General features: G+C 61.9%; 17 protein-coding genes. 10 read left to right on the top strand and 7 right to left on the bottom strand.

Features of this window, described 5'->3' with window-relative positions:
- Positions 1 to 2 precede the first annotated feature (2 nt).
- The 5 genes from QFZ91_RS11955 to QFZ91_RS11935 all read left to right on the top strand — a co-directional run bounded on the left by QFZ91_RS11955 (position 3) and on the right by QFZ91_RS11935 (position 5,361).
- A complete protein-coding gene (locus tag QFZ91_RS11955; protein WP_176367689.1) occupies positions 3 to 1,319 on the top strand; it encodes an FAD-binding oxidoreductase in 1,317 nt (438 codons plus the stop codon).
- Positions 1,316 to 2,056 (top strand): SDR family oxidoreductase, encoded by a 741-nt coding sequence (locus QFZ91_RS11950; RefSeq protein WP_429567358.1) that lies wholly within the window; start codon positions 1,316 to 1,318, stop codon positions 2,054 to 2,056. The genes QFZ91_RS11955 and QFZ91_RS11950 overlap by 4 nt, the downstream gene beginning before the upstream one ends.
- Positions 2,057 to 2,135: 79 nt before the next feature.
- A complete protein-coding gene (locus QFZ91_RS11945; RefSeq protein ID WP_429567357.1) occupies positions 2,136 to 2,534 on the top strand; it encodes a GtrA family protein in 399 nt (132 codons plus the stop codon).
- Between the two features lie 75 nt (positions 2,535 to 2,609).
- Complete coding sequence (locus QFZ91_RS11940; RefSeq protein WP_429567356.1) at positions 2,610 to 4,076, top strand: hypothetical protein; 1,467 nt, start codon at positions 2,610 to 2,612, stop codon at positions 4,074 to 4,076.
- A 97-nt stretch (positions 4,077 to 4,173) separates the two neighbouring features.
- Entirely contained in the window at positions 4,174 to 5,361 is a 1,188-nt protein-coding gene (locus QFZ91_RS11935; RefSeq protein WP_429567355.1) for a hypothetical protein, read from the top strand.
- 29 nt (positions 5,362 to 5,390) lie between these two features.
- Here QFZ91_RS11935 and QFZ91_RS11930 read toward each other — a convergent pair whose 3' ends face one another.
- The 3 genes from QFZ91_RS11930 to QFZ91_RS11920 form a co-directional block, all read right to left on the bottom strand.
- Complete coding sequence (locus tag QFZ91_RS11930) at positions 5,391 to 6,554, bottom strand: methyltransferase domain-containing protein (protein WP_429567354.1); 1,164 nt, start codon at positions 6,552 to 6,554, stop codon at positions 5,391 to 5,393.
- Positions 6,555 to 6,631: 77 nt separating this feature from the next.
- Positions 6,632 to 7,705, bottom strand: a complete 1,074-nt coding sequence (locus QFZ91_RS11925; protein WP_429567353.1) for a zinc-dependent alcohol dehydrogenase — start codon at positions 7,703 to 7,705, stop codon at positions 6,632 to 6,634.
- Between the two features lie 42 nt (positions 7,706 to 7,747).
- Entirely contained in the window at positions 7,748 to 8,704 is a 957-nt protein-coding gene (locus QFZ91_RS11920; RefSeq protein ID WP_429567352.1) for a class I SAM-dependent methyltransferase, read from the bottom strand.
- Between the two features lie 490 nt (positions 8,705 to 9,194).
- Here QFZ91_RS11920 and QFZ91_RS11915 point away from each other — a divergent pair, with 490 nt between their 5' ends.
- Genes QFZ91_RS11915 through QFZ91_RS11900 form a run of 4 tightly spaced genes read left to right on the top strand, consistent with a single transcriptional unit; the run spans position 9,195 to position 12,742 of the window.
- Positions 9,195 to 10,184 (top strand): glycosyl transferase family 1, encoded by a 990-nt coding sequence (locus tag QFZ91_RS11915; RefSeq protein ID WP_429567351.1) that lies wholly within the window; start codon positions 9,195 to 9,197, stop codon positions 10,182 to 10,184.
- Between the two features lie 49 nt (positions 10,185 to 10,233).
- On the top strand, positions 10,234 to 11,244 hold the full coding sequence (locus tag QFZ91_RS11910) for a glycosyltransferase (protein ID WP_429567350.1): 1,011 nt from the start codon (positions 10,234 to 10,236) through the stop codon (positions 11,242 to 11,244).
- Positions 11,245 to 11,249: 5 nt separating this feature from the next.
- Positions 11,250 to 11,840 (top strand): histidine phosphatase family protein, encoded by a 591-nt coding sequence (locus QFZ91_RS11905; protein WP_176379133.1) that lies wholly within the window; start codon positions 11,250 to 11,252, stop codon positions 11,838 to 11,840.
- The gene (locus QFZ91_RS11900) at positions 11,837 to 12,742 is read left to right on the top strand and encodes a hypothetical protein (protein WP_429567349.1); all 906 of its coding nucleotides are present in this window, start codon (positions 11,837 to 11,839) and stop codon (positions 12,740 to 12,742) included. The genes QFZ91_RS11905 and QFZ91_RS11900 overlap by 4 nt, the downstream gene beginning before the upstream one ends.
- Positions 12,743 to 12,800: 58 nt before the next feature.
- Here QFZ91_RS11900 and QFZ91_RS11895 read toward each other — a convergent pair whose 3' ends face one another.
- Genes QFZ91_RS11895 through QFZ91_RS11880 form a run of 4 tightly spaced genes read right to left on the bottom strand, consistent with a single transcriptional unit; the run spans position 12,801 to position 20,305 of the window.
- Entirely contained in the window at positions 12,801 to 13,916 is a 1,116-nt protein-coding gene (locus QFZ91_RS11895; protein ID WP_429567348.1) for a glycosyltransferase, read from the bottom strand.
- Positions 13,913 to 17,149, bottom strand: a complete 3,237-nt coding sequence (locus QFZ91_RS11890; RefSeq protein WP_429567347.1) for a glycosyltransferase family 4 protein — start codon at positions 17,147 to 17,149, stop codon at positions 13,913 to 13,915. The genes QFZ91_RS11895 and QFZ91_RS11890 overlap by 4 nt, the downstream gene beginning before the upstream one ends.
- The gene (locus QFZ91_RS11885) at positions 17,142 to 19,337 is read right to left on the bottom strand and encodes a glycosyltransferase family 2 protein (RefSeq protein WP_429567346.1); all 2,196 of its coding nucleotides are present in this window, start codon (positions 19,335 to 19,337) and stop codon (positions 17,142 to 17,144) included. The genes QFZ91_RS11890 and QFZ91_RS11885 overlap by 8 nt, the downstream gene beginning before the upstream one ends.
- The gene (locus tag QFZ91_RS11880) at positions 19,334 to 20,305 is read right to left on the bottom strand and encodes a glycosyltransferase (RefSeq protein WP_429567345.1); all 972 of its coding nucleotides are present in this window, start codon (positions 20,303 to 20,305) and stop codon (positions 19,334 to 19,336) included. Before QFZ91_RS11880 ends, QFZ91_RS11885 begins: the two co-directional genes overlap by 4 nt.
- Positions 20,306 to 20,940: 635 nt before the next feature.
- On the opposite strand from QFZ91_RS11880, the gene QFZ91_RS11875 reads away from it, so the two are divergent.
- Complete coding sequence (locus QFZ91_RS11875; RefSeq protein WP_429567344.1) at positions 20,941 to 21,900, top strand: NAD-dependent epimerase/dehydratase family protein; 960 nt, start codon at positions 20,941 to 20,943, stop codon at positions 21,898 to 21,900.
- Positions 21,901 to 21,942 lie beyond the last annotated feature (42 nt).

The raw sequence follows: 21,942 nt of genomic DNA, 5'->3' as shown, positions 1-21,942 counted from the left end.
CCATGTCCAAGGTTCAATCCTGGGGGCGCTATCCGTACGCGCCGCAAGATGCCCATCCGATCGCCTGGCGCGATACGGCCGCGGCCGTCTGGCGAAGTGTCGGCGGCGCGCAGCGCACGACCCTTGCGTTTGGCAATGGGCGCAGTTACGGCGACAGTTGCCTCGCGTCGTCAGGGCACGTGGTCCAGACGCTGCCGCTGGACCGGCTGATCCTGGCTGACTGGCAAAACGGCGTGTTGCGCGCTGAACCTGGCATGACGCTCGAGCAGATTCTCGACGTGGCGATTCCCCGTGGATGGATGTTGCCGGTGACACCGGGCACGAAGTACGCAACCTTGGGCGGCGCGATCGCCAACGACGTGCACGGCAAGAATCACCATGTGCGCGGCACGTTTGGCCGGCATGTGCGTCGCTTCTCCTTGCTGCGCAGCGACGGCGCGCAGTTCGAATGTACGCCGGACCTGCACCCTGAGTACTTCGCCGCAACGATCGGCGGCCTTGGCATGACGGGGTTGATCACGTGGGCCGAAATCCAGCTGATGCCGATCACGTCGAGCATGCTCGACGTCACCAGCATTCGCTTTGCCAACCTCGACGAGTTCTTCGCGCTGTCGGAACGGCTCGACGAACTGCATGAGTACAGCGTCGCGTGGGTGGACTGTCAGAGCCGCGATGCTGCGTTGGGCAGGGGCATTTTTATGGTCGGCGACCACGCTTGCGAAGGCGGACTCGACGTCGAACGCCGCAAGACGCGGACGGTGCCGTTCACGTCGCCGATCCCCGTTTTCAACCGCTTGACGCTGCGCGCCTTCAACGAGCTGTACTACCGGCGGCAGCGCGCGAACGCGGTTCGCTCGACCGTCAGTTACGACTCGTACTTCTATCCGCTCGACAGCCTGCTTGAATGGAATCGCATCTATGGCCGCTCGGGCTTCCAGCAGTATCAATGCGTGATGCCGGCGCCCGTTGCGCGGGACGCAACGCGGGCCATTCTCGACGCGATTGCCCGCAGCGGCACGGGGTCGATCCTTGCCGTGCTCAAGCGCTGCGGCGCCATCGAATCGCCGGGCTTGCTGTCTTTTCCGCTCGAAGGCACGTCGCTCGCGCTCGATTTTCCGCAGCGCGAGGAATCGAATCGCAAGCTCTTCGACCGGCTCGATGCGATCGTGCGCGAGAGCGGCGGCCGTCTGTATCCCGCCAAGGATGCGCATATGTCGGGCGAAGATTTTCGCGCTGCCTATCCACAGTGGGAACAGGTCGAAGCACTGCGTGATCCGGCCTTGCTGTCACGCTTTTGGGAACGAACCACTCGAGTATGAAAAACATCGTTATCGTAGGCGCCACCTCGGCGATCGCCATTGCCTGTGCACGGCAATGGGCTAAACAGGGCGCGCGCTTCTTTCTCGTCGCGCGCAACATGGAGCGCCTCCAGCAGGTTGCCGACGACCTGAAGGCGCGTGGTGCGCAAGAGGTGCTGTGCCAGCAGTTGGACATCGATCAGTTCGGTGAACATGCCGCCATGATTCAGCGCTGTTCGGCCGAGTTCGGCGCGCTCGACATCGTGCTGGTGGCGCCCGGTACGCTACCTGACCAGCAGGATTGCCAGAACGATGCCGACGTCGCGGTCCGTGAGTTCAATACCAATGCCGTGTCGATCATCGCGTTGCTGACCCGTTTCGCGACTGTGATCGAGCAGCAGCGGCGCGGCACGATCGCGGTGATTTCGTCGGTGGCCGGCGATCGCGGTCGCCAGTCGAATTATCTGTACGGCAGTGCCAAAGCCGCGCTCTCCGCGTTTTGCGAGGGTCTGCGGGCGCGCCTGTTCAAAGCGGGCGCGCATGTGGTGACGATCAAGCCTGGTTTTGTCGCTACGCCAATGACAGCGGGCCTTCCGTTGCCGGGACCGCTTGTTGCTACGGCGGACAAGGTTGCGGGCGATATCGTGCGCGCAGTGGAAAAGGGCAGGGATGTCATTTATACCCCGTGGTTCTGGTGGGGCATTATGCTGATCATTCGCTCCATTCCTGGCCGCGTGTTCAAGCGGCTGTCGTTGTGATGCATTGCGCGCGTCGCGGCGAAGCGTTGTTCGATCTTTCTGACCTGGTGTGCCTCTCGTGAACTCATCGGCAACTTCCATGAGCGCTTCGCGCCTCGTGATCTTTTACGCGATGTTCGCGGCGATTTCGATCGCCGCGAACATCGGTCTTCAGAAGCTCTCGCTGGTCACCTATTCGGGAGCGTTCAGCGTGCCGCTGTCCGTGGTCGTCGGAACGGGTGGCGGGCTGGTGGTGAAGTTCCTGCTCGATAAGCTGTGGATCTTTCGATACCAGCATCGCGATCTGTCGCACGGCATACAGAGTTTTCTGCTGTACACGGTGATGGGGCTCGCCACTACCGCGATTTTCTGGGGCTTCGAATTCGGCGCGGACGCGATCTATCACTCCGAGCCTGCCCGGTTTACGGGAGGCGTGATTGGCCTCGTGATTGGTTATGTCGTCAAATACCGGCTCGACAAGAAGTTCGTTTTTGCCTGATTGCGGCGATGTATTGATTTTTGTAGTTGCGCTACTGCCGCGCGCGCGTAATCAAAAAAATATTGACCAACGAATATGCAACGATTCAGACAGTACCTTTCGGAGAACGCGCTTCTACTGGTGGTTACCATTGCGGTGGGTGGTTATCTCTCATGGCAGACGCGCAATTATCAGCTCGATGATTCGCTGATCTATTTGCGATACTTGCGCAATCTGTTTGACGGACAAGGGCTCACCTACAACGCGGGCGATCGCTTCAACGGGCTGACCTCGCCGTTGTATTCCTACTTGCTGATCGTGGCCAACGTGGCGGCCGGAAATTTGCAGTACACGACGATCTTTTTGTCGTTCGTATTCCTGTGCGCGGCCGCGATCACCGGAGCGCATCTGCTGGCTAGCGGGAAATACGGACAGACGCTGTGTGCGCTGATCGTTGTTTCCTTCAATTACTTTTACAGCACCTTTGGGATGGAAACTTCGCTGTTTCTGTTCCTCTCCGCGCTCGCATTGATACTCTATCGCAGGGAGCAATTTTTTGGTCTGGGTGTGGTGCTGGGCCTGCTGTTCATCACGCGCAGCGAAGGTGTGTTCCTTGGCCTGGTCGTGGTCGTCGATTACCTGATCAAGAACAGAAAACTGCCGCATGTTAAGTATGTCGTTGCGCCGGTCATTTTGCTCGCGGCCAATTTCATCTTTAACTATTACTACTACGGCGCGTTTCTTCCGGCTACCGGTAATGCGAAGCTCGGACAGGGCAAGTCAGGGTACTGGGGCGAGGGACTGATTTTTCTCCACGTGCAGTACATGAAGGACGCTTTCTTCGGCGGCAATTTCCGACTGCTCGCGTTCATGCTGCCGGTCGGTCTCGTCGGCGTGCTGTCGAGTCTCGGCAAAAGGATTACGTGGCTGGTTGTTTTTTATGTCGTGCTGCTGGGTTCGTTTTATGTATTTCTGCATATTCCGAATTACCACTGGTACTACGCGCCATTCTTCTTCTTCGGCTTGCTGTTCGTTGGTGTCGGCGCATGGAAGGTGCTCAGCTTCACGTACGAGCGGTCCAGGGAGAGTACTGTTTTCCTCACGCTGTTCCTTGCGTTTTTTCTCGTCACCAGCGGATTCGTCTACCACAGCTTTGGTATCTCGAACGTGCAGCGTGGCCCGATGGACGCATACAAGAATATCGGTGAATGGATAAAAGCCAACACACCGGGTAATGCGGTCGTTGCAAGCGTCGAGATCGGAACCGTGGGCTGGTACTCCGACCGGTACATGATCGACATTCTCGGGCTGACCAATCGGTATAACGCAGACTACATTGCTCGCAAGGATCTTTACTCCTGGCTTTCGAAGTACTGCCCGGATTACATTCTCGTGCATGAGCCGCTGTGGTCCTTCGAGGCAAGCGCGAATTGCCTGCTCGCGAGCCACGCGTATGCGCCCGTGGACGCGTTCGATTTCGCTGGTTACCGCCTGCTACGGCGCAGTGACGACGCGCAGGCGCAGCAGCAGATTCAAACATGTGCAAAAGGGCCGCGGGCCTGATAAGCCGCAGTGGCACTCGTGAACGGCCGACTCGATGTTCGAGTCGGCTGTCGATTTCTGCTCATCTTTTCTTCTAAAGAAATAACGAATTGCTGTTATGCGGCGAGAGAAAACCTGCCTTTTCCCATTGCTGATGTTCTTATGCGCGTTGCTGCTCATGTGGTATCGGGCGCCACAGCGCATCGAACACGGCTTTCTATGGGCCGAAGACGCCACGATCTTTATCGCGCAAGCGCACGAACTGGGTATCCGGTCATTCGTGCAGGGCTATTCCGGCTATTGGCATTTCGTTCCGCGTCTCGTCGCGTGGCTGCAGATGAAAACGACGCCGATCGACGAGGCGCCGTACTTTTTCATGTGGGCATGTGCGTTGATTACGGCCGGTTCGAGCGCCTACATGGCTCACGCGTTTCGGATTTTCCCGCGTCCCATCGCCGGGCTGCTCGCACTCGCACCTTTGCTGGTCCCGCAGACGGGCGAGACGCTGCTGAACGTGACGAATATTCAATGGATACTCCTTCCGACGCTCATCGTTCTGCTGTGGGAAAACCTGTTCAATCCGCCGACATCCTGGTATAGCCCTCGGGCATTGGCGGCTGCCATCATTGCATTGACGGGCCCATTTGGCATCATCACGTTCGGCCCGGCCGTGCTGGCTTGTATCTATGCGTGGCGTCGAGGGAAATTTTCATCTCGTCAGACTGGATTTCTGCTCGCGTACACCGCGGGCGTAGCGGCGCAGGTTTACGCGATCGCGACCAATGCGTCGCCGCCGCTCGATTTCGGTCCGGCGCCGTATGTGTGGCGTTATGGCGCCCGGATGATCCGCGAGCTGTTTTGCGGTCTGCTGCCTTCGCCGGATAGCGCTCCGCTCATCGCTGGCTTGATCCTGGCGATAGTGTTGGTGTTCGTGGTGGCGAGCTCGCGAGCGGTTCTTGCCTGTCTGCTGCTCGCGCCGATGGCGGGCATGATCTGGTTGCTCGGCGCGGCGCGATCGACTCCGTACTCGCTACACATGGAGTGGTACGGCTTCGGCGCCCGGTACATCTATCCCGCCTTGCTGTTCTTTTTCTGGGCCGCGCTGCTGTCGATCGCAACCTCGAGCTCGAAGCTGTCAAGGGTACTGGCGGGTGGCTTTGCCGTGGTTATGCTGCTGGCCAGCGCCACGCAGTTTCGCGCGTCGGAATGGCCAATGTGGAGCATTACGGCGAACGACAACGGGCATTCGCTAAAGATCGCGCCTAACTGGGCGGTACAGATTCCTGATAGCTCGCCCAGCCATTAAGCCCTCGAGCGTTTCTCCCGTCTCGATCGTTACCTCGTTTCAACGGCGACCGCAACTGGCGTAGCCTGGGTTGCCGCGGGGGCCGGCCGCAAGGCCCGCCCTTCCCGCCACCCATGTTGCAGGTAATGCTGACCCGCGTTCACGCCCGCCGCCGCCACGTCCGTATTGACGGCGAGATATTCCTGTTCATTGAAGCTCGGGGGCAATTCCACCGCTACGTCCGGGTCCAGTTCGCTGGGCTGTCCGCTCACGCGCGGCGTGCTCTTGCCGGCGCCGGGTTCGGCGCATAGTTCCTTCAGTTTGCGGTGCGTGCGCCAGAACGGCACGGCCGGCGTTGCGTCGTTAGCCATGCGCTCCATTCGGCGCCAGCTGTCGGCGATATATCCGCGATCGCGCGAGCGCCTCATCACGACAGAAAATTCGATATCGTTGTGCAGCGTGTCGTTGAAATCTTCACAAGCGAAATCGATCAGCTCCATTTCGCAAAGCTCGGCGAACAGCTTTGCAAACGAGCGCGGCGTGAAAACCCAGCAGTGAACGTCGTGATAGGTGCCGTTCTCGAAGGCGTCGCGTGCGATATGCAGCGCGCCCTGCCATGTATGGAGCCGCTTGACCGAACGCGGGTCGATCTGTTTTTGCCATGCTTCCAGCGTCGGGATATCGGCGGCGGACAGGCAGTGATCCAGCAGCGAGTAGGGCTGCGGTATCCGGGCACGGGAGATATAGCTCGCCAGCACTTCGGGCAGCCGGCTTTCGCGGCGGAAGTAATCGAAAGTGTAGCGCCGGTCGGGCACGGCGAGCCGAACTTCTCCGGTTCGCTTGAGCACCGTGGCCAGTTCTCTTAGCCACGTCACGAGATCAGGAACATGTTCGACAACGTGAGAGGCCACCACGTAGTCGACATAGCGGCCTTTGATCGCTTCGTGCAATGTATTGCGCCCCCACACCGCGTCCACATCGACGATCTCATTGACGTTGAGATGAGGATCGTCCTTGTACTTCTCCCGCAGGTGCGGCGTGTCCGTATGGTCGACGTAGATGATTTCGCCGCCGTCGCTGCGGCGCACGAGAGGCCAGCAAAGCGGGCCTATTTCCACGCCGACGCTGTCCTTGACGTTCAGTCCTTTCAGCAAACGGCAGCGCCGCCTATCTCGAAATTCGTCGATGCTTGGAGCATTGTCTTCCTTCGCCATGTTGCCTCCTCGTATTGGACGGCACAGCTTCCAGTGATGACCGATGTTCACCGCATTGTGCGAGACCGCTTACGCCATCAGGTATGCATCTGCACCTTGATGGAGTCCGAACTCTTGTCGCTGGCCAGACGGAAGGCCTCGTCGACGTCGTCGAGGCTCAGGTCGTGCGTGATCATGGCTCGCAACGTATCGCCCTTGCGCGCCAGCAGATCGATCGCGAGCGCGAAGTCGTGCTGACCGTCCACATAGCCGTAGCAGTTCGGCAGATGAATCGTCAGTTCCTTGATGTGCGGCTTGATGATCTCGATGTTCCTGAAGCCGTGATCGAAGGCGCCGAGCACGCACACGTGGCCGAGCGGGCGCACGAACTGACAGGCGAAGTCGAAGGTGTCGGCCGTTCCGCCGACCGCTTCGATCGCATAGTGCGCACCCAATCCGCCGGTTGCCTGCTCGACCACGGCGAGCGCCTCGGCGCGATCGGCCGGCAGGATCGCGGCGGCGCCCATTGCCAGCGCCGCGCGCGCCTGAGCCGCGTGCCTCGCGACCACGTAGACTTTTTCGCTGCCGGCGTCCAGCGCCGCGGCGAGTGCCGCGAGGCCTATCGTGCCCGCGCCGATCACCACGCCGACCGAGCCGCGCGCAATCGGCATCTTGCGGCACCCGTGGATGCCAACCGCCACCGGCTCGACGATGGCGCCGAGCTGATCGTCGACGGCATCGGGCAGCGGGAACACGCCCGCTTCTTTGGTGCGCACGTATTCGGCAAAGCCGCCGCCGAACGGAAACTCGCGCGCGCGGCAGTGAATCGGCGTGCCGACTTTGCAGTACTCGCATTTGCCGCACGCGGTGCCCAACACCATGTCGGTCGTCACACGCTGGCCGACGCGCACGTTCGTCACACCGTCACCGATCTCGACTACGGTACCGCTCAGTTCGTGGCCGTTCGGAAAGCTTTGATGCACGTCGACGTTCCGGTAGGCGTGCAGATCGCTGCCGCAGATGCCGACGCTCGCCACCTTGACGATCACGGTGCCGGGTAGCAGATCGGGTACCGGGATGCGGCCGATCTTCATCGCGCGCACGCCGTCTTGCAAGCCGGCTCGCATGGACGCGCCTGCGGCGCGATGCTCGAGCGCGTTCGTCGAAGTCATCTATGAATCTCCGCAAAATGTGAAACGTTTGCGCTGCGGCGCCTAACGAGTCTTTCGAATCCAGAAGCTCGCGCCCGGATTGCGCATGAAGAGCGGCATCCGTGCGTTCATCAGATCCGCGTGGAAGTGTCCCATGAAGGTATTCATCAGGACAACTTCGAACGCGCTGTTGTACTGGAGGAAGGCGCGCAGCAGATAGGCTTCGTTCCACGCGCGGCCTTCGTAGATCCACTGTGGCGGGTATTCGAGCGGCAGGAACACATCGTGGAAGTGCACGTGCACGCCGGGCGCGAGGATCGGCAGTATCTCGAAGACGATGCGGTTCACATCGCTGCCGATCTTGCTCACGTGCGACGAGTCGACGAACAGGATGTCGTTCGCTTCGAGTTCCGCGAATACCGACAGGTCGACGTCCTGCGCGAGCGACTTGACGATCTTCGAGGTGACCTTGTCCTTCTCGGTCAGCAACGACAGCAAGCGTTCGTTGTTCGGTTCGACGAAGGTGCACTGGATCTGCCCGTCGAAGAACAGGTCGTTGGTATCGAGCGAAACGGCGGACGAGAATCCCGAGCCGATCTCGACGATGCGGCGCGGCCGCAGGTGGCGAATCATGCAGTACAGCGACGTCGCGTCGCCATACGAGAACATCACGTTCTCGAAGTAGAAGCGCAAGCCGTCTTTCTTGTGCGGCTCGAACGGCATCTGGCCATAGTACTTGTCGGCAAATGCCTCGACGAGCCGCACCTGCGCGTCTTCGTTGAACTCGATGCCGGGCAGCGTACGCGAGACGTTGCCGAACAGCCTTGCTTCGTCCTGCTTGATGTCGGGGATCGACGGGATCGGCGAATAGTAGTGGCCCGGAGGCACGTCGCCGAGATTCGAAAAGTGCGGGATGTTGACCTGAAGCGCGTCGCGATACTTGTTCCGTTCAGCGATCAGTTCAGCAATCTCGGGATGCTGCGCGGCAAGTGAATCGAGAAGTTCAGCCGATGCCGACATCTTGTTTCTCCACTTGAATGAATTTGCAAAAAGCCGTGACAGAAGCGCACATCGATAGCGCTATGCGGATTGGCTTGCGGCCAGGCATTTCAGGCTGGCCCAGTCTATCGTACCGCCAGTATTCTGCACGCCCAATACTTCCCAATGTTCCGACATAAACCAGCATTTACGGTTACTTACAAATTATTCGTCGGAGTAGTCGACAGGTGTGCACGCCTGCCGGATAGCGCGTTCAGGCTGCAATTGAGCGGGAAAAAGGTCGGGGCGGCCGCTGTTTTCGGTAAGCGATGTAATGTTACAAATGCCTGGCACAAGGGGCTTGCTGCGTCGCCGGGGCGGTCGTTTGCGCTCCGATTTGGCGTAAAATCAAGCCCCTGCCGATAACGTCCGCGCCTCGTTCGCAAGCGGCGCGAGCGCGTGAATTCCGCACCGTCCGGCGGACGGCAGCAGCGCCCAACAAACGGGACGATTCGGGACGGAGCCCCGCAATATGCATTTCAAAATTCTCCTGACTACTCACAGTACTGCGTTCATGACGAGCGGTGGTGGTGAGTCGGAACTCGTGCAGGTCGCCGAACTTCTGAATGATTCGGACGTACAGGCCGACATTTACGGCATTCGCAGCCGGCCGCTACGCTTTTATGACGCGGTGATGCATTTCTCCGTCCATGCGGACGGCGAAGCGATCGTTCGCGAAACGGTGAATCAAGGCAAGAAGCTGTTCCTGTGGCCGAACGTCTGGTGGTTGAACGCGCCCGACCCGGCGGAAATCAGCCGCATCGAGGCGTTCGTGCAGCGTGCAGAGCGGCTGCTGTTCAAGTCCGCCACTGAGCTCGCGCACTTCAATACATACATCACGGTCGATCCGGGCAAATCCGTGGTGGTGGGCTCCGGCATATCCGACCGGTTCCTGCTGCCCGCCGACAAGGACTTGCTCCCGACGGTCTGCGACGTCTCAGACTACGTGCTGTGCCTAGGCTTGATCGAGCCGATCAAGAATCAGCTCGAACTGATCCGCGCGCTGAACGAGCTCGAGATCAACGGCTTGATGGTCGGCGGCTTCAGGGACGAGGAGTACTACCGGCAGTGCGTTCGCGAAGCGCATCGCGGCATTCATTTCCTGCCGTTCATCCAGCCGTGCAGCGCGCTGTTGCGCTCCGCGATCGCGAGCGCGCTGGTGGTGGCGGAGCCGAGCTTCGATCCACCCGGGCGCTCGTGTCTCGAAGGCGCGTTCGTGAAGAAGCCGCTCGTCATGGTTGATGGGGATTGGCAGCGCGAGCACTTCGACGACAATGTCTGGTATGCGGCGTCCCCCCGCGCGCCGGACATCGTTCCCGCCCTTCAGGCTGCCCTGGCCGACCCGGCCAGGGACGAAAAGATCGAACGTAACTACCAACGCGTCTATGCACGGCACTCGTCGAGCACGGTAGCAGCAGACCTAATCAGACACCTGATCGATGCCGGCCTCACAAATTACTAAAATTCCCCGACTGCTGGTCGTACAGCGGCGCTCCATGACCGATGGGCGAATGAATTCACGCACCATCGGCGCACGCTTCGCACCTTTGCTTTCGTATATGCAGCGCCATCAACTGATCGAGTGGGAGCAAATCTCGGAAGCGGACGTTGGCGTCAGCCACCTGCATCGCTTCGACGTCGTGCTGTTCAACAAGCACGTGTCGAACCTGTCGCTGAAGATCATGCGGATGGCGAACGAACTCGGTCTTCATACGATTTACGATCTCGACGACTGGCTGCTCGATCTGCCGTCGTGGAGCGTGCTCGAAATGAACGAGGACGTGCTCTACAACGTGCTCGCGATGATTCGCGAAGCGAGCGCGGCCACGGCGTCGAACGCGCTGTTGCAGGAGCGCATGCGCAAAGTGCGGCGCTCCGACGACGTGCTGATCATCCCGAACGGGTTCGACGATCAGGCGTTCGACCTGTCGCCGGAACTGTGGACCGAAGCGCAGCCGCCCAAGATCATCTTCTCCAATCTCGACGGCATCAAGCTCGTGAGCTTTCGCAAGGAGTTTTTCGGCACCTTGCGCAGTTTTCTCGCGCGTCACGAAAACGTGACGATCGACTTTTGGGGCGATCCGTTTCCGGAGCTCAATACGATTCCTCGTATGACCCATCGCGGCAGCCGCGGCAACCTCGAATACAAGAAGGCCATTCGCGACGAAGGCTACACGTTCGCGATCGTGCCGCTCGGCGCCGAAGAGGATCCGGAGACGCTGTTTTTCAACTCGTGCAAGTCGCCGATCAAATACGCGGACTACGGCAGCCTCGGCATCCCGAGCATCTATTCCGATTGCCCGACCTACCGCGAGAACGTCAAGCATCGTGAGACCGGATACGTTGCGTCGAACACGGCCGAGAGCTGGGCACGAGCGCTGGAGGACATGCTGGGCGACGCGCAGCTTCGCCAGTCGATCCGCCGCAACGCCTACGCCGACGTATTCGACCGTTTCAGCGTGCGACGCATTTCGTCGATGTTCTTGAAGGCCTTGCCCGGCCCCAAGTCCCAAAGCAGCTAACACCTATGGATCTTCTTCTGATTCGCCACGGCCAGTCGCATGCGAACGTGGCCGGCCTGTTGAACTCGACTGAACAGGACGAGTTGACCGAACATGGCCTGCAGCAGGCCGCGAAGCTGCGCACGCTGATGGAAAGCCACGGCTTCGTGCCCGACCGGGTTTTTTCGAGCCCGTGGCGGCGTGCGTTGCAGACCACTGAAGTGCTGTTCAAGGACAGCAGCGACTGGACCGTCGACGCCCGTCTCGGCGAAACCAACGCAGGGCGCTTCGCGACCTGGAAGGCCGAGGATTTTCGTCTGGCGTTTCCCGACTGGGGCAAACATCTGTCGGACCGATACGAGGGCGGCGAGTCGCATCTCGAACTGGCTACGCGTTCGGTGAACTGGCTCGAGGAGGAGGTGCTGCGGCATGCGGAGCAGCCCGGCCTGATCGCCGCGGTGTGCCACGCGGGACCGATCTCGGTGATCTCGCAATACCTGCTGAACGTGCCGTTGTCCCGATTTCCCAACGTGCTGGTACCGAACGCATCGCTCACGCTGTTCCGGCGCAACGTGCATACCGGAAACTTTTATCTGCAGATTGCAGGGCTGTCATGAGTGCATCGATCAAGATCTTCGAGCCACTTTACGCGCCGGGGCAGGTCCTGTCCGAACCGGCTTTTCATCCGCTCGAGATGCGCGACAACGCGCACGCAGCGTGGCGCGAGTTCTATATCCTCGTCGACATGTACCGCAAGGGCATGCATCGGCAGCAGCAGATCACCGGCCTGTTTTCGCCGAAGTTCGCACTGAAGGCGCGCATCGACGGCAGCCGGTTTCTGGAGTTCGTGAAGGCCAATGCCGACGCCGACGTCTGGATGATCAATCCGTTTCCGCAGCTTGCATATTTCTCGTACTCCGCGTGGATGCAGGGCGAGCACGCGCATCCGGGACTCGTCGAACGCAGCCAGCAACTGCTCGACGCCTGCGGCATTGCGTGGAATCTGCGCGAGGCGCCCCGTCAGTCGCCGCGCACGCTGTGCTACTGCAATTTCTGGGTCGGTTCCCAGTCGTTCTGGGAAAACTACGTCGGCAAGGTGCTCGAGCCGATTGCCACGTTCCTCGAAACGCAGAGCGGCACCGAAGCCGCGCGCGGTGTGCTGGAGCCCACGATCCACTCGGACGACGCCCCGTTCCTTCCATTCGTTGCCGAGCGCCTGTTCAGCACCTATCTGTCGCTGCATCCCGAGTTGAAGGTGGCGGCCTATCCGATCGAAGGCGATCAGGTGCTGGACTATTGCGTCAGCGATTTCGAAAAAGACATCGTGCGCTACATGCAAAAGCCGATCGACGCGGCAGATCGCGCGCCGGTCTTTCCGCCCGAACAGATTGCGTTGATGGATTTGCTGTGCACGCTAGCGCAGAAGTACGTGCGCGCGCATTTCTCGTTCACGCCGCATCCGCATACGGGGCAACCGATCGACTTCGACAGGGTCGGCAAGCCATCTGTGGACGAGTGACGCGGCGCGATCGGTTCGATCGCGCCGATATGCGTTGGTCAGCGGCGGCGCTGACTCTCTATCTCTTCTCAGCGGAAACGGTCGCCGTACCCGCGCGCGCATGCGTTGACGCGGCCGCGATGCCGACACCGGCGCTGATGAAAACGTTGCGCCATACCTCGTCGCTGGCACGTTGCAGGACGCCGTCGGCGTGCTTGACGAAGGCCGTGTCGATCGGACTGCGGCCGTTGGTCTGGCCGAGGCGCTGCGTGATCACCGGTATCCAGGCGGCGAGTTCGGCATTCGCGTCGAACACGCAGTCGGGCGGGCAAATCTCCTGAGCGGCCGTACCGCCGCGCACGAATACGGGCTTGCCGTAATGCATCGCTTCGAGCACCGGCACACAGAAGCCTTCGTGGCGGCTCATCGCAAGCAGCGCGTGGGCGGATTCGTAGCACTCGAACAGATCGGCGTCGTCGAGCATGCCCTTGAAGTCGACCTGCTCGAGCACGCCGAGACGCCGCGCGTGATTGATCAGAAATTTCAGGTAATCGTAGTTCGGCGTGCTGCCGACGATGCTCAGCGTCGCGCCGAAACCACGCTGCTTCAGCAGCGACAGAATCTCGATGCCGTCCTCGATGCGTTTATGCGGCACCACACGGCCCACCATCAGCAGGTTGGGCTCAGGGCGCTTGCGGCCCTTGCGCGGCCGTTCGCGCCGGAATACGTACATGTCGGGAAAGATCGGCGGCACGACCTTGATGGCGTGCGCCGCGACGATGCCGGCCAGGCTCGCCGCCGTGCTGCGCGAATTCGCGACGACGGTGTCGGCGTGCGCGAGCTGCGGCAATTGCGCGAGTGCCTTCTCGCACAACTGCGCGGTGCGCGGTTCCAGCGCGCGCAGCAACTGCGGGTCCGTCACGCCGTGGACGTAGCAGATCTTACTGCAGTCGAGCGCGAGTATCCGTTCGAGGTACGGATCGTAGATCGAGTAACTCAGCAGGACCACATCGTCGCGAGTGACCTCTTCGAACAATGCGTCGAGCGGGCGCACTCCATTTGTTCCCTCCTCGAAACCGCTCGCATACAGCTCGGCCCTCATGCCGAGACGCTCAGCCATGCGTACGAAACCGATGCAGTGGTTACCCACCGCATCGCCTGAGAAAATGTCCGGAGCACATACCCTCAGCGTCATGTCGTCTTCGCCTCCGCAATGTCGTTCAACCGCCGCGCATACGCGCGTGCGACTGCCTCAACTGAGTAATCGCGCTCGACGCGCGCCTTCCCCGACAGTGCGATGCGCTCACGGAGTGGCGCATCGTCGATCATGCGTTTGAGCTGTTCCGCCGCGATCGATACATCCGGATCGCACCAGTACTGACCTTCGGCGAACAGGTAGTCGCCCGGGCGCAGCGGCACGAGTTCGCCGTCTACGAGAAATGCGGTGTCGGGTTCGCAGAAGTCGACATTGCCCGAGAAGTTCGTGACTACGACCGGCTGCCCCAACGCCATCGCCTCGGCAATCACGCGGCCGAAACCTTCGCTCCGGTGCAGCGAAATGTACGCGTCGCAGCAGGCCATGAAGTCGGTCGAGTCCTGGCGGCTCAGACGCTCGGACACGATGTGAATGCGGCTATCGCCCGCGGCCAGGTCGAGCACGGCGCGCCACACCGGGTCGTCGTCGCGCACGTTCATCGCCTTGATGACGAGCCCGACGCCCGGTGAGCTGTTGCCGAACGCCTGCTTGAACGCCTGCACGCCGGCGAGCGGATTCTTGCGGCTCAGCCACGAGTTGCCGTCGAACATCAGGTAGAACAGGAACTCGTTGGTCGGCAGGCCGAAGCGTTCGCGCTTCGGCTCGAGCGGCGCGGGCACTTCGACCGCCATCGGCATCTGGTAGACCGGCGTGTTGCCGAGCCGGCTGTAGACGCTCTGCACGAAGCGGCTCTGCGCCCAGATTTCGTCGACCATCTGATGCACGTTGCCGAACGCGTTCGGCCAGTGGGGCAGTTCCCACGGCCACGCGCCGATCTTGTGCGTGGGCGCGTCGATCAGCTTGCGGCCGCCTTCCAGCGCGAGCCGCACCATTTCGGGCGCCGGCAGGCAGATCAGGCTGATGTTGTACTTGAGCTCATCGCTGATCAGATGATCGACCGAGTGTTCGAGACGCGCGGGTCCCGCCATCGGCGCATTGAGCAGCGTGACCGGCGTCGACGACAGTTGCAGCACGCGCGCGGCCATGCGCGCGTCTTCGCCGAGGCCGAGCACGCCCTGCGGGAAGCCGATGATGTTGACGCCGAATTCATAGCCGACGCCTTCGACGCGCGCGTGATAACGGGCGGGCTCGGGCGCGTCGTCATCGGCTTCGTCGTCGGCGCTGTCGGCCCACCGCACCTTCAGCGAGCCGACCAGCGGATATTCGCTCGGCGCCCATTCGTTCCACCAGCGCACGAGCTGGTCGCGGCCTTCCGTGGTGTTCAGGTCGTACACGGCGCGCAGGTCCGGGCGGTCGTTCGCGATCATCGTCAGGAAGCGCGGCAGCGACGTGTTGTCGGCCGGCAGCTCGTCGTCGATTCTCGCGAGTTCTTCGGCGAGATGAGCCGGCGTCCATTTGATCGCGTAGTACTCGTCGTGGCCGTGCTGGTCCCACCACGCGATGAAGCCGAGCCGCTCGCTGAAACTGTTCAGGTTGAAGGACGCCTGCAGGTCGGGGCGCTCGTTCCAGATCAGCAGCAGAAAGCGCGGCAGCAGCGGCAGCGCGCCTTGCTCGCCGGCTTCCCCGGCGAACAGGGTGTCGGGCAACGGCGGGATCACCCAGTGAAGCGCCGGATACTGTTGCTGCCCATGTTCGATCCACCACGACAGGCACTTCAGACGCCCGGTGAAGGTGTCGAGCGAGCAGAGTTCCTGCAGATCCTGGCGCTCGTCATGCAAGAGCCGCAAAAAGCGCGGCACCGGCAGCCAGTCGGCGTGCGTGCCCCATTCGGGCTCGAACATCAGCGCGGGCGTGGCGGGCTGCACCCATTCGCCCTCGCGTGCTTCGGCGAGATCAGGCGGCGACCATTCGATCGCGTTGTACTCGCTGTGCCCGTGCTTTTCCCACCACGCAATGAAGGCGAGCCGCTCGCGGAAGCTGCTCAGGTTGAACGACGCCTGCAGGTCGGGCCGCTCGTTCCAGATCAGCGGCAGAAAGCGCGGCAGCAGCGGCAGCGCGCCTTGCTCGCCGGCTTCCATTTTGAACAGGCTCTCGGGCAACGGCGGGACGCCCCAGTTAATCGCCGGATACTGTTGCTGCCCGTGCTCGATCCACCACGACAGGCACTTCAGGCGCCCGGTGAAGCTGTCGAGCGAGCAGAGCTCCTGCAGGTCCCGGCGCTCGCTGTGCAGAAGCCGCAGGAAGCGCGGCACCGGCAGCCAGTCGGCATGCGAGCCGAATTCCGGCTCGAACATCGCGGCGGACGGCGTGGGCGGCACCCATTTGATCGCGTGGTACTGATGCTGGCCGTGTTCGATCCACCATGACAGGCAGCTGAGCCGCCCGCGGAAGGACTGCAGCGTGAAGGTCGCCTGCAGGTCCGGCCGGTCCTTGTAGATCTCGCACAGGAAGCGCGGCACGTAAGGGCCGCCGTCCGCGGGAGGCGCTTCGGGCTCGAGCATGAAGCCGCCGATCGGCGGCTGCGACCACTTGATGCGCGGATACTCGCGCTGGCCGTGGTCTTCCCACCAGCTGAGCGCGTTGAGCCGCGACGTGAAGCTGTTCAGATTGAAGGCGCTGCGCAGATCGGGCCGCTCGGTCGTGATGAGCGCGAGGAAGCGCGGAAACGGCATCGCGCTGGAGTCGGGTGCGTCGATCGGCTCCAGCAGCCCCGGCCACGCGATCGGCGGACGCCACGACACGCGCGGACAGGTGACCTGACCGTACTGCTCCCACCAGTCGAGGACGTTCAGATAGCCGGTCAGCGTGTTCAGGTTGAACGCCTGGGACAGATCGCCGCGATTGCGCACGATCGTCGTCATCAGCTTCGGCAATTGCAGGCCGGCTTCTTCGAGCACGGTGACGGGTTCGTGCAGCGTTTCGCTCAGATGCTTCGCATCGAGCACGCTCGGTTTGGTCGAACCCAGCCAGTACGTGACGGCGTCCGGATGCCGCTCGATCAGCGTGTCGTTGTCGAGCCGGCGCAGATATTCGAGGTCTTCCTGTCGCAGTACCCAGTCGAAGTCCGGATAGGTTTCGCGCGCCGACATTTCCCACCAGAAGTACAGCGTGACGCGGTCATCGAGCACTTTGGAATTGAAGCGCGCGAGATCGGCTCTGAACTTCATCAGAAAGTAGATCGCGCTCGGCAGGCAGAACAGTTCCCCCGGCGATGGATGGCGGTACTCCGCCAGCCATCCGGTCTTATTTTCTTTGGGTCCCAGATTAATCAAGATTTGCAATCCTTGAAGGCCAAGCAAAAGAAAAATCGTCGGCAGTCAGTGTCAGATTCGGTGAATAGCAGGGGTCGTTCATCAACAGATGTCCCCAGCGCTGTCTGACCAACTCGGATTCCTGATTGAAGCGGCTGATTTTTTCCGGTGTGTCTTCGGCGCCACGGGTTGCCGATTCGTGATGATAAAGCTCCGCGTAGGGCGTCCACACATTGCGGTAGCCCGCTTGCCGCACGCGCAAGCAAAAATCGATGTCGTTGTAGGCGACGTGTAACTGTTCGTCGAGGCCGCCCACTTCCTTGTAGATCGATTGGCGGATCAGCAGGCACGCGGCGGTCACCGCGCACATCGCGTTGCGCAGGCGCGCGCGCGCGAAGTAGCCGGGGTGCGTATTGGGGAAATGCTTGTGCGCATGGCTCGCGATCCCGCCGACGCCGAGCACCACGCCGCCATGCTGGATCGTGTCGTCCGGATACAGCAGCTTCGCGCCGACCGCGCCGACATTCGCCTGCAACGCGACCGACACCATTTCCTCGAGCCAGTCGGCGTTGATCACTTCGATGTCGTTGTTCATCAGACACACGAAGTCCGCGGTGCTCGCGAGCGCGACGCGGTTGTTCAGCGCCGAGTAGTTGAACGGCGAATCATCGCGTACGACCTTGATGCGCTCGTCCTGTTGCAGGCGGGCGAACAGGTCGTGCGTTTCCTGCCTGACCGAGCCGTTGTCGATGATCGTGATGCGGAAGTTCGGATAGCTCGACTTCTGCCGCACCGATTCCACGCATTGCTCGACGAGCCCGGCGGAATCGCGCGTCGGAATGATGATCTCCACCGACGGCAGCACCTCGGGCAGGTCGTACACGACCTTGTTGAACGCGTCCGTGCCAGGCGCGTGCTCGGTGTGCGCGTTGATGCCGTTGCGCGCGAGATGTTCGTCGAGCGCGCGCATCGCAGCAATGTGCGCATACGGCTTGGCTTCGTGGCCGGCCGCCGTGCTTTCGGGAATCATGCGCCAGTGGTACAGCGCGCGCGGCACGTGATACACCGTGTGATGGCCAGCGCGGTCGATCACGCGCAGCGCGAGGTCATAGTCCTGCGAGCCTTCGAAGCCGGCTCTGAAGCCGCCGACCTCCTTCATCACCGAAGTCTTGTACACGCCGAAATGCGAGATCATGTTCTGGCTCAGGAACAGATCGTAATTGAAGTCGCATTTGAAGTACGGGTCCGAGCGGACGCCGTCGATCGAGATCTTGTCTTCGTCGCTGTAGATCACCGTCGCGTCCGGATGCGCGTTGATCAGTTCGGCGACGCAGTAGAGCGCGAGTGGATGCAATTCGTCGTCGTGGTCGAGCAGGCCGACGAAGTCGCCGACGGCGAGTTCGAGCGCCGTGTTGCTCGAGTTGCTGATGTGGCCGTTGGTCGTGCGATACGCGATCTTGATGCGCGGATCTTTCGCCGCGTAGCTGTCGAGCACCTGCTTGACCTCGGGGTTCGTCGAGCAGTCGTCGGCGATACAGAATTCCCAGTTTTCGTAGACCTGGTTGACGACCGAATCGATCGCCATGCGCAGCCATTTTGTCGGCGTGTTGTAGGTCGGCATCACGATGCTGATGAGCGGCTGCAGCGCCCAGGTTTTCGAGCGCGCGCGCAGTACCGGGTAATGCGACCCGGGCGGCTCGTGCCGCTCGATCCATTCCTGATACGTGTGACCGACGGTGGGTGCCGGCGCGGGCTGCGCGCCGCCGCCCCACGACGCCATTCGGCGTGCGCGTTCGAGCAGCTCCGTCGGGCAGTCGGCGTCGGCCACCAGTTCGACCTTGAAGCCGTTGATGGAAAACAGTCCCGAGCGCGCGATCGGATCGAGGCGCAGCGGACCGACCAGCGGCGGAAACGCGACCACCTGATCCACCTTGCCGTTAGCGTCGACCACGAGGCCGATAGTCGCGTGCTCCGACATGCCCGCGCCCGCATCGAAGTAGATCATGCACGGCGAGGCCGGCATGTCTTCTTTCGCAAGCTCGAACGAAATGCGCGCGGCGCGACCCGACAGCTCCTCCCATCCCGTCAGCTCGAACTGTGGATCGCTGTTCGTCGCTTTCCACGCGAACCTGGAATCCGAGGCGGCGTCGACGTGATTCAGGGGACGAAGTTCGAAGTTCTTCATGATGTTCGTCACGGGTTTTGTCATTTCGTCAGCAAGGAATCGTAGAGGTCTTTCAGGGGCGACAGGACGGCCTGCCAGGTCAGATCTCGCGTCGGGGCCGCGGCAGCGCCGCGCGGTTGCGCGAGCGCCGCGCGGATCGAACCGGCAATGCTGTCGACGTCGAACGGATCCAGGTAGGCGACATGCTGCGCGAAATATTCTTCGGTAGAGCCAACTTTCGTCACCGCGATGCGCGCGCCCGCCGCATGCGCTTCGAGCGCGGCGAGCCCCGGCGTTTCGAGCGTGCTCGGCAGCACGAACGCTTCGCAAGCCGCGTAGGCCGAGCGCAGCAGCGGCGAATCGTGAGGCAGCGTGCCGGCGTAGACGACTTGCTCGCCACCCTCGTCGAAGCACGTCTTCGCATATTCGGGATCGCGCTGATGGCCGATCAGCACGAGCTTCAGTTCGGGGAACGATTTCATCGCGCGGATCAGCGCGAGCTGGTTCTTGCGCGGCTCGATGTTGCCGACGTTCAGGATGAAGCGTTCTTCGATGCCGTATTCACGGCGGAACGGCTCCGGCGCGACTGGCTCGTAAAAGCTCGGTTCGACGCCGTTCAGCACACTCGCAAATTTTTCGCGCGGCAGATCGAAGATGCGCGCGAGCGTATCGCACTCGATCTCGGAGTTCGCGACCACACGGTCCGCGAGAGAAAACTGATGTTGGATCTCGCCGATCGGATAAAGGTGCCTGGTTTCTTCGGTCACCCACAGGCTCGACGACACGACGAGCGGCAAGCCGAGTTGCTTGACGAAGTTGCACAGGTGCACCGAGCCACCGACGCACGAGAAGAAATGCACCACGTCGTGTTCGAGAAAACGCGGCTTCCACGGATCGAACAGCGTGACGTCGACGCCATGCGCGGGCAGATGCTTGTGATACGCAAGCAACTGGATTTCTCCGCCGCCGGGGGTGTGGAAAGCCATCGGGTAGGTGGCGAACAGCACTTTCATAGATCGGACTCTAGTCGCTCAAACAGTTCTTTTCTTCAGACCAGCACGTCGTGCCACGCCGCTGCGCGTAGCGCGCGGGATCGGCGGTGAGACCGGCAGGTTTCGGGGCATTCACGTGGATGCGCGCCGCGCGCTTGCGCGGCCTTCAGGCGTTGACTTGCCGGTGCGCGGGCCGGGGCCTGTTCGCACGGCCAGCGAGCAGGCCTGAGTGTGCTGTTGTCGAGCACGTCGGATCGATACCACGAATTCCACATGCGCGAATATGTTTGAGTTGTTACGAAGTGTACGAACGACGCGCCAGCGGGCGCAGGTCCGTTTTATTATCACGGCCCGACGCTCGTGCCGCGTGTTGGGGCTGCCGGCGTGGTCGCGGCGGCGCAGACATTCTAGCGCCCAGGTGACGCGCTGCCATCCCTGACGACTCGCAGGCCGCGACGGGTGTCGCCCGAATACAATACGTTCCCAGCCAGACTTCCTGAGAAAGCACCGCCGATGCCAGATTGTATCGTGTCTGATCCGCCTTTCCCGCCGTTTGCGGCCGTGTCGAGTCCTGACGGCGACCGTCTGTTTGCGAGGGGCGCGCGGCATGGCGTCGGCGAAGTCGAGCGCCGCGAAGTGCGTGACGGAGCGTTGCGATGAGTCTGCACATCCTCGTCACCGGAGCCAACGGTTTCGTCGGCCAGGCGGTGTCGCGCGCGCTGCTGCGGCGGGGCGATCGGGTGACCGGCGCGGTGCGCCGGCCGCAGACCGCCGCCGAGGGCGTGCGCGAATGGCTGCTCGATACCGAAGACTTCGCGGGCATCGACCAGCGCTGGCCGGTCGCGCTCACCTGCGATGCGGTGATCCATCTGGCATCGCGCGTGCACGTGATGCAGGAAACGCTGACCGAGCCGCTCGCCGCCTATCGTGCGACCAACGTCGAGGGCAGCTTGCGGGTCGCGGCCGCGGCACGGCGCGCGGGCGTGCGGCGCTTCGTGTTCGTCAGCAGCATCAAGGCGGTGGGCGAGGCGAGCAGCGGCCGGCCGATCGCCGAAACGGATCAGCCCGCGCCGTCCGATGCATATGGCATCTCGAAACTGGAAGCCGAGCGCGCGCTGTTCGACTACGGCCGCTCGGCGGGACTCGAAATCGTCGTGGTCCGCCCGCCGCTGGTCTACGGACCGGGCGTGCGCGCGAACTTCCTGCAGCTGATGAACGCGGTCGCGAAGGGCATTCCGCTGCCGCTCGGCGCGGTCAGCGCGCTGCGCAGCCTCGTGTTCGTCGATAACCTCGCGGACGCGCTCGTGCATTGCGCGACCGATCCGCGCGCGGCCGGTGAAACCTTTCACGTGACCGACGGCCGCGATCTCACCGTGCCGGAACTCGCGCGGCTGTTGGCCACCCAGCTTCACGTGCCCGCGCGGCTCGTGCCGGTGCCGGCCAGCTTGCTGCGTGTCGTGGGCCGCCTGACCGGCCGCTCGGCGCAGATCGACCGGCTGATCGGCGAGCTGCGCGTCGACAGTTCGCATATCCGCGAATGTCTTAACTGGTCTGCGCCGCATACGGTCGAGCATGGGCTGCTCGAAACCGTCGCGTGGTATCGCTCGACGCATTGACCACGTACCGAACCCGCCTCGACTCCGACCTGATCCGCTAAC

Origin of the sequence: Paraburkholderia sp. JPY419 (genome assembly GCF_050435705.1) — a bacterium.
GTDB classification, from domain to species: domain Bacteria; phylum Pseudomonadota; class Gammaproteobacteria; order Burkholderiales; family Burkholderiaceae; genus Paraburkholderia; species Paraburkholderia youngii.
The sequence above is the reverse complement of the archived record's forward strand: the minus strand, read 5'-3'. Positions and strand labels throughout refer to the sequence as shown.

Bases quoted from the DNA above. Each gene is read 5' to 3' on its own strand.
- QFZ91_RS11880 (WP_429567345.1), bottom strand. From the start codon at position 20,305: ATGAAAGTGCTGTTCGCCACCTACCCGATGGCTTTCCACACCCCCGGC.
- QFZ91_RS11895 (WP_429567348.1), bottom strand. From the start codon at position 13,916: ATGACGCTGAGGGTATGTGCTCCGGACATTTTCTCAGGCGATGCGGTG.
- QFZ91_RS11940 (WP_429567356.1), top strand. From the start codon at position 2,610: ATGCAACGATTCAGACAGTACCTTTCGGAGAACGCGCTTCTACTGGTG.
- QFZ91_RS11925 (WP_429567353.1), bottom strand. From the start codon at position 7,705: ATGACTTCGACGAACGCGCTCGAGCATCGCGCCGCAGGCGCGTCCATG.
- QFZ91_RS11910 (WP_429567350.1), top strand. From the start codon at position 10,234: ATGAATTCACGCACCATCGGCGCACGCTTCGCACCTTTGCTTTCGTAT.
- QFZ91_RS11950 (WP_429567358.1), top strand. From the start codon at position 1,316: ATGAAAAACATCGTTATCGTAGGCGCCACCTCGGCGATCGCCATTGCC.
- QFZ91_RS11875 (WP_429567344.1), top strand. From the start codon at position 20,941: ATGAGTCTGCACATCCTCGTCACCGGAGCCAACGGTTTCGTCGGCCAG.
- QFZ91_RS11935 (WP_429567355.1), top strand. From the start codon at position 4,174: ATGCGGCGAGAGAAAACCTGCCTTTTCCCATTGCTGATGTTCTTATGC.
- QFZ91_RS11930 (WP_429567354.1), bottom strand. From the start codon at position 6,554: ATGGCGAAGGAAGACAATGCTCCAAGCATCGACGAATTTCGAGATAGG.
- QFZ91_RS11920 (WP_429567352.1), bottom strand. From the start codon at position 8,704: ATGTCGGCATCGGCTGAACTTCTCGATTCACTTGCCGCGCAGCATCCC.
- QFZ91_RS11885 (WP_429567346.1), bottom strand. From the start codon at position 19,337: ATGACAAAACCCGTGACGAACATCATGAAGAACTTCGAACTTCGTCCC.
- QFZ91_RS11945 (WP_429567357.1), top strand. From the start codon at position 2,136: ATGAGCGCTTCGCGCCTCGTGATCTTTTACGCGATGTTCGCGGCGATT.
- QFZ91_RS11900 (WP_429567349.1), top strand. From the start codon at position 11,837: ATGAGTGCATCGATCAAGATCTTCGAGCCACTTTACGCGCCGGGGCAG.
- QFZ91_RS11955 (WP_176367689.1), top strand. From the start codon at position 3: ATGTCCAAGGTTCAATCCTGGGGGCGCTATCCGTACGCGCCGCAAGAT.
- QFZ91_RS11915 (WP_429567351.1), top strand. From the start codon at position 9,195: ATGCATTTCAAAATTCTCCTGACTACTCACAGTACTGCGTTCATGACG.
- QFZ91_RS11905 (WP_176379133.1), top strand. From the start codon at position 11,250: ATGGATCTTCTTCTGATTCGCCACGGCCAGTCGCATGCGAACGTGGCC.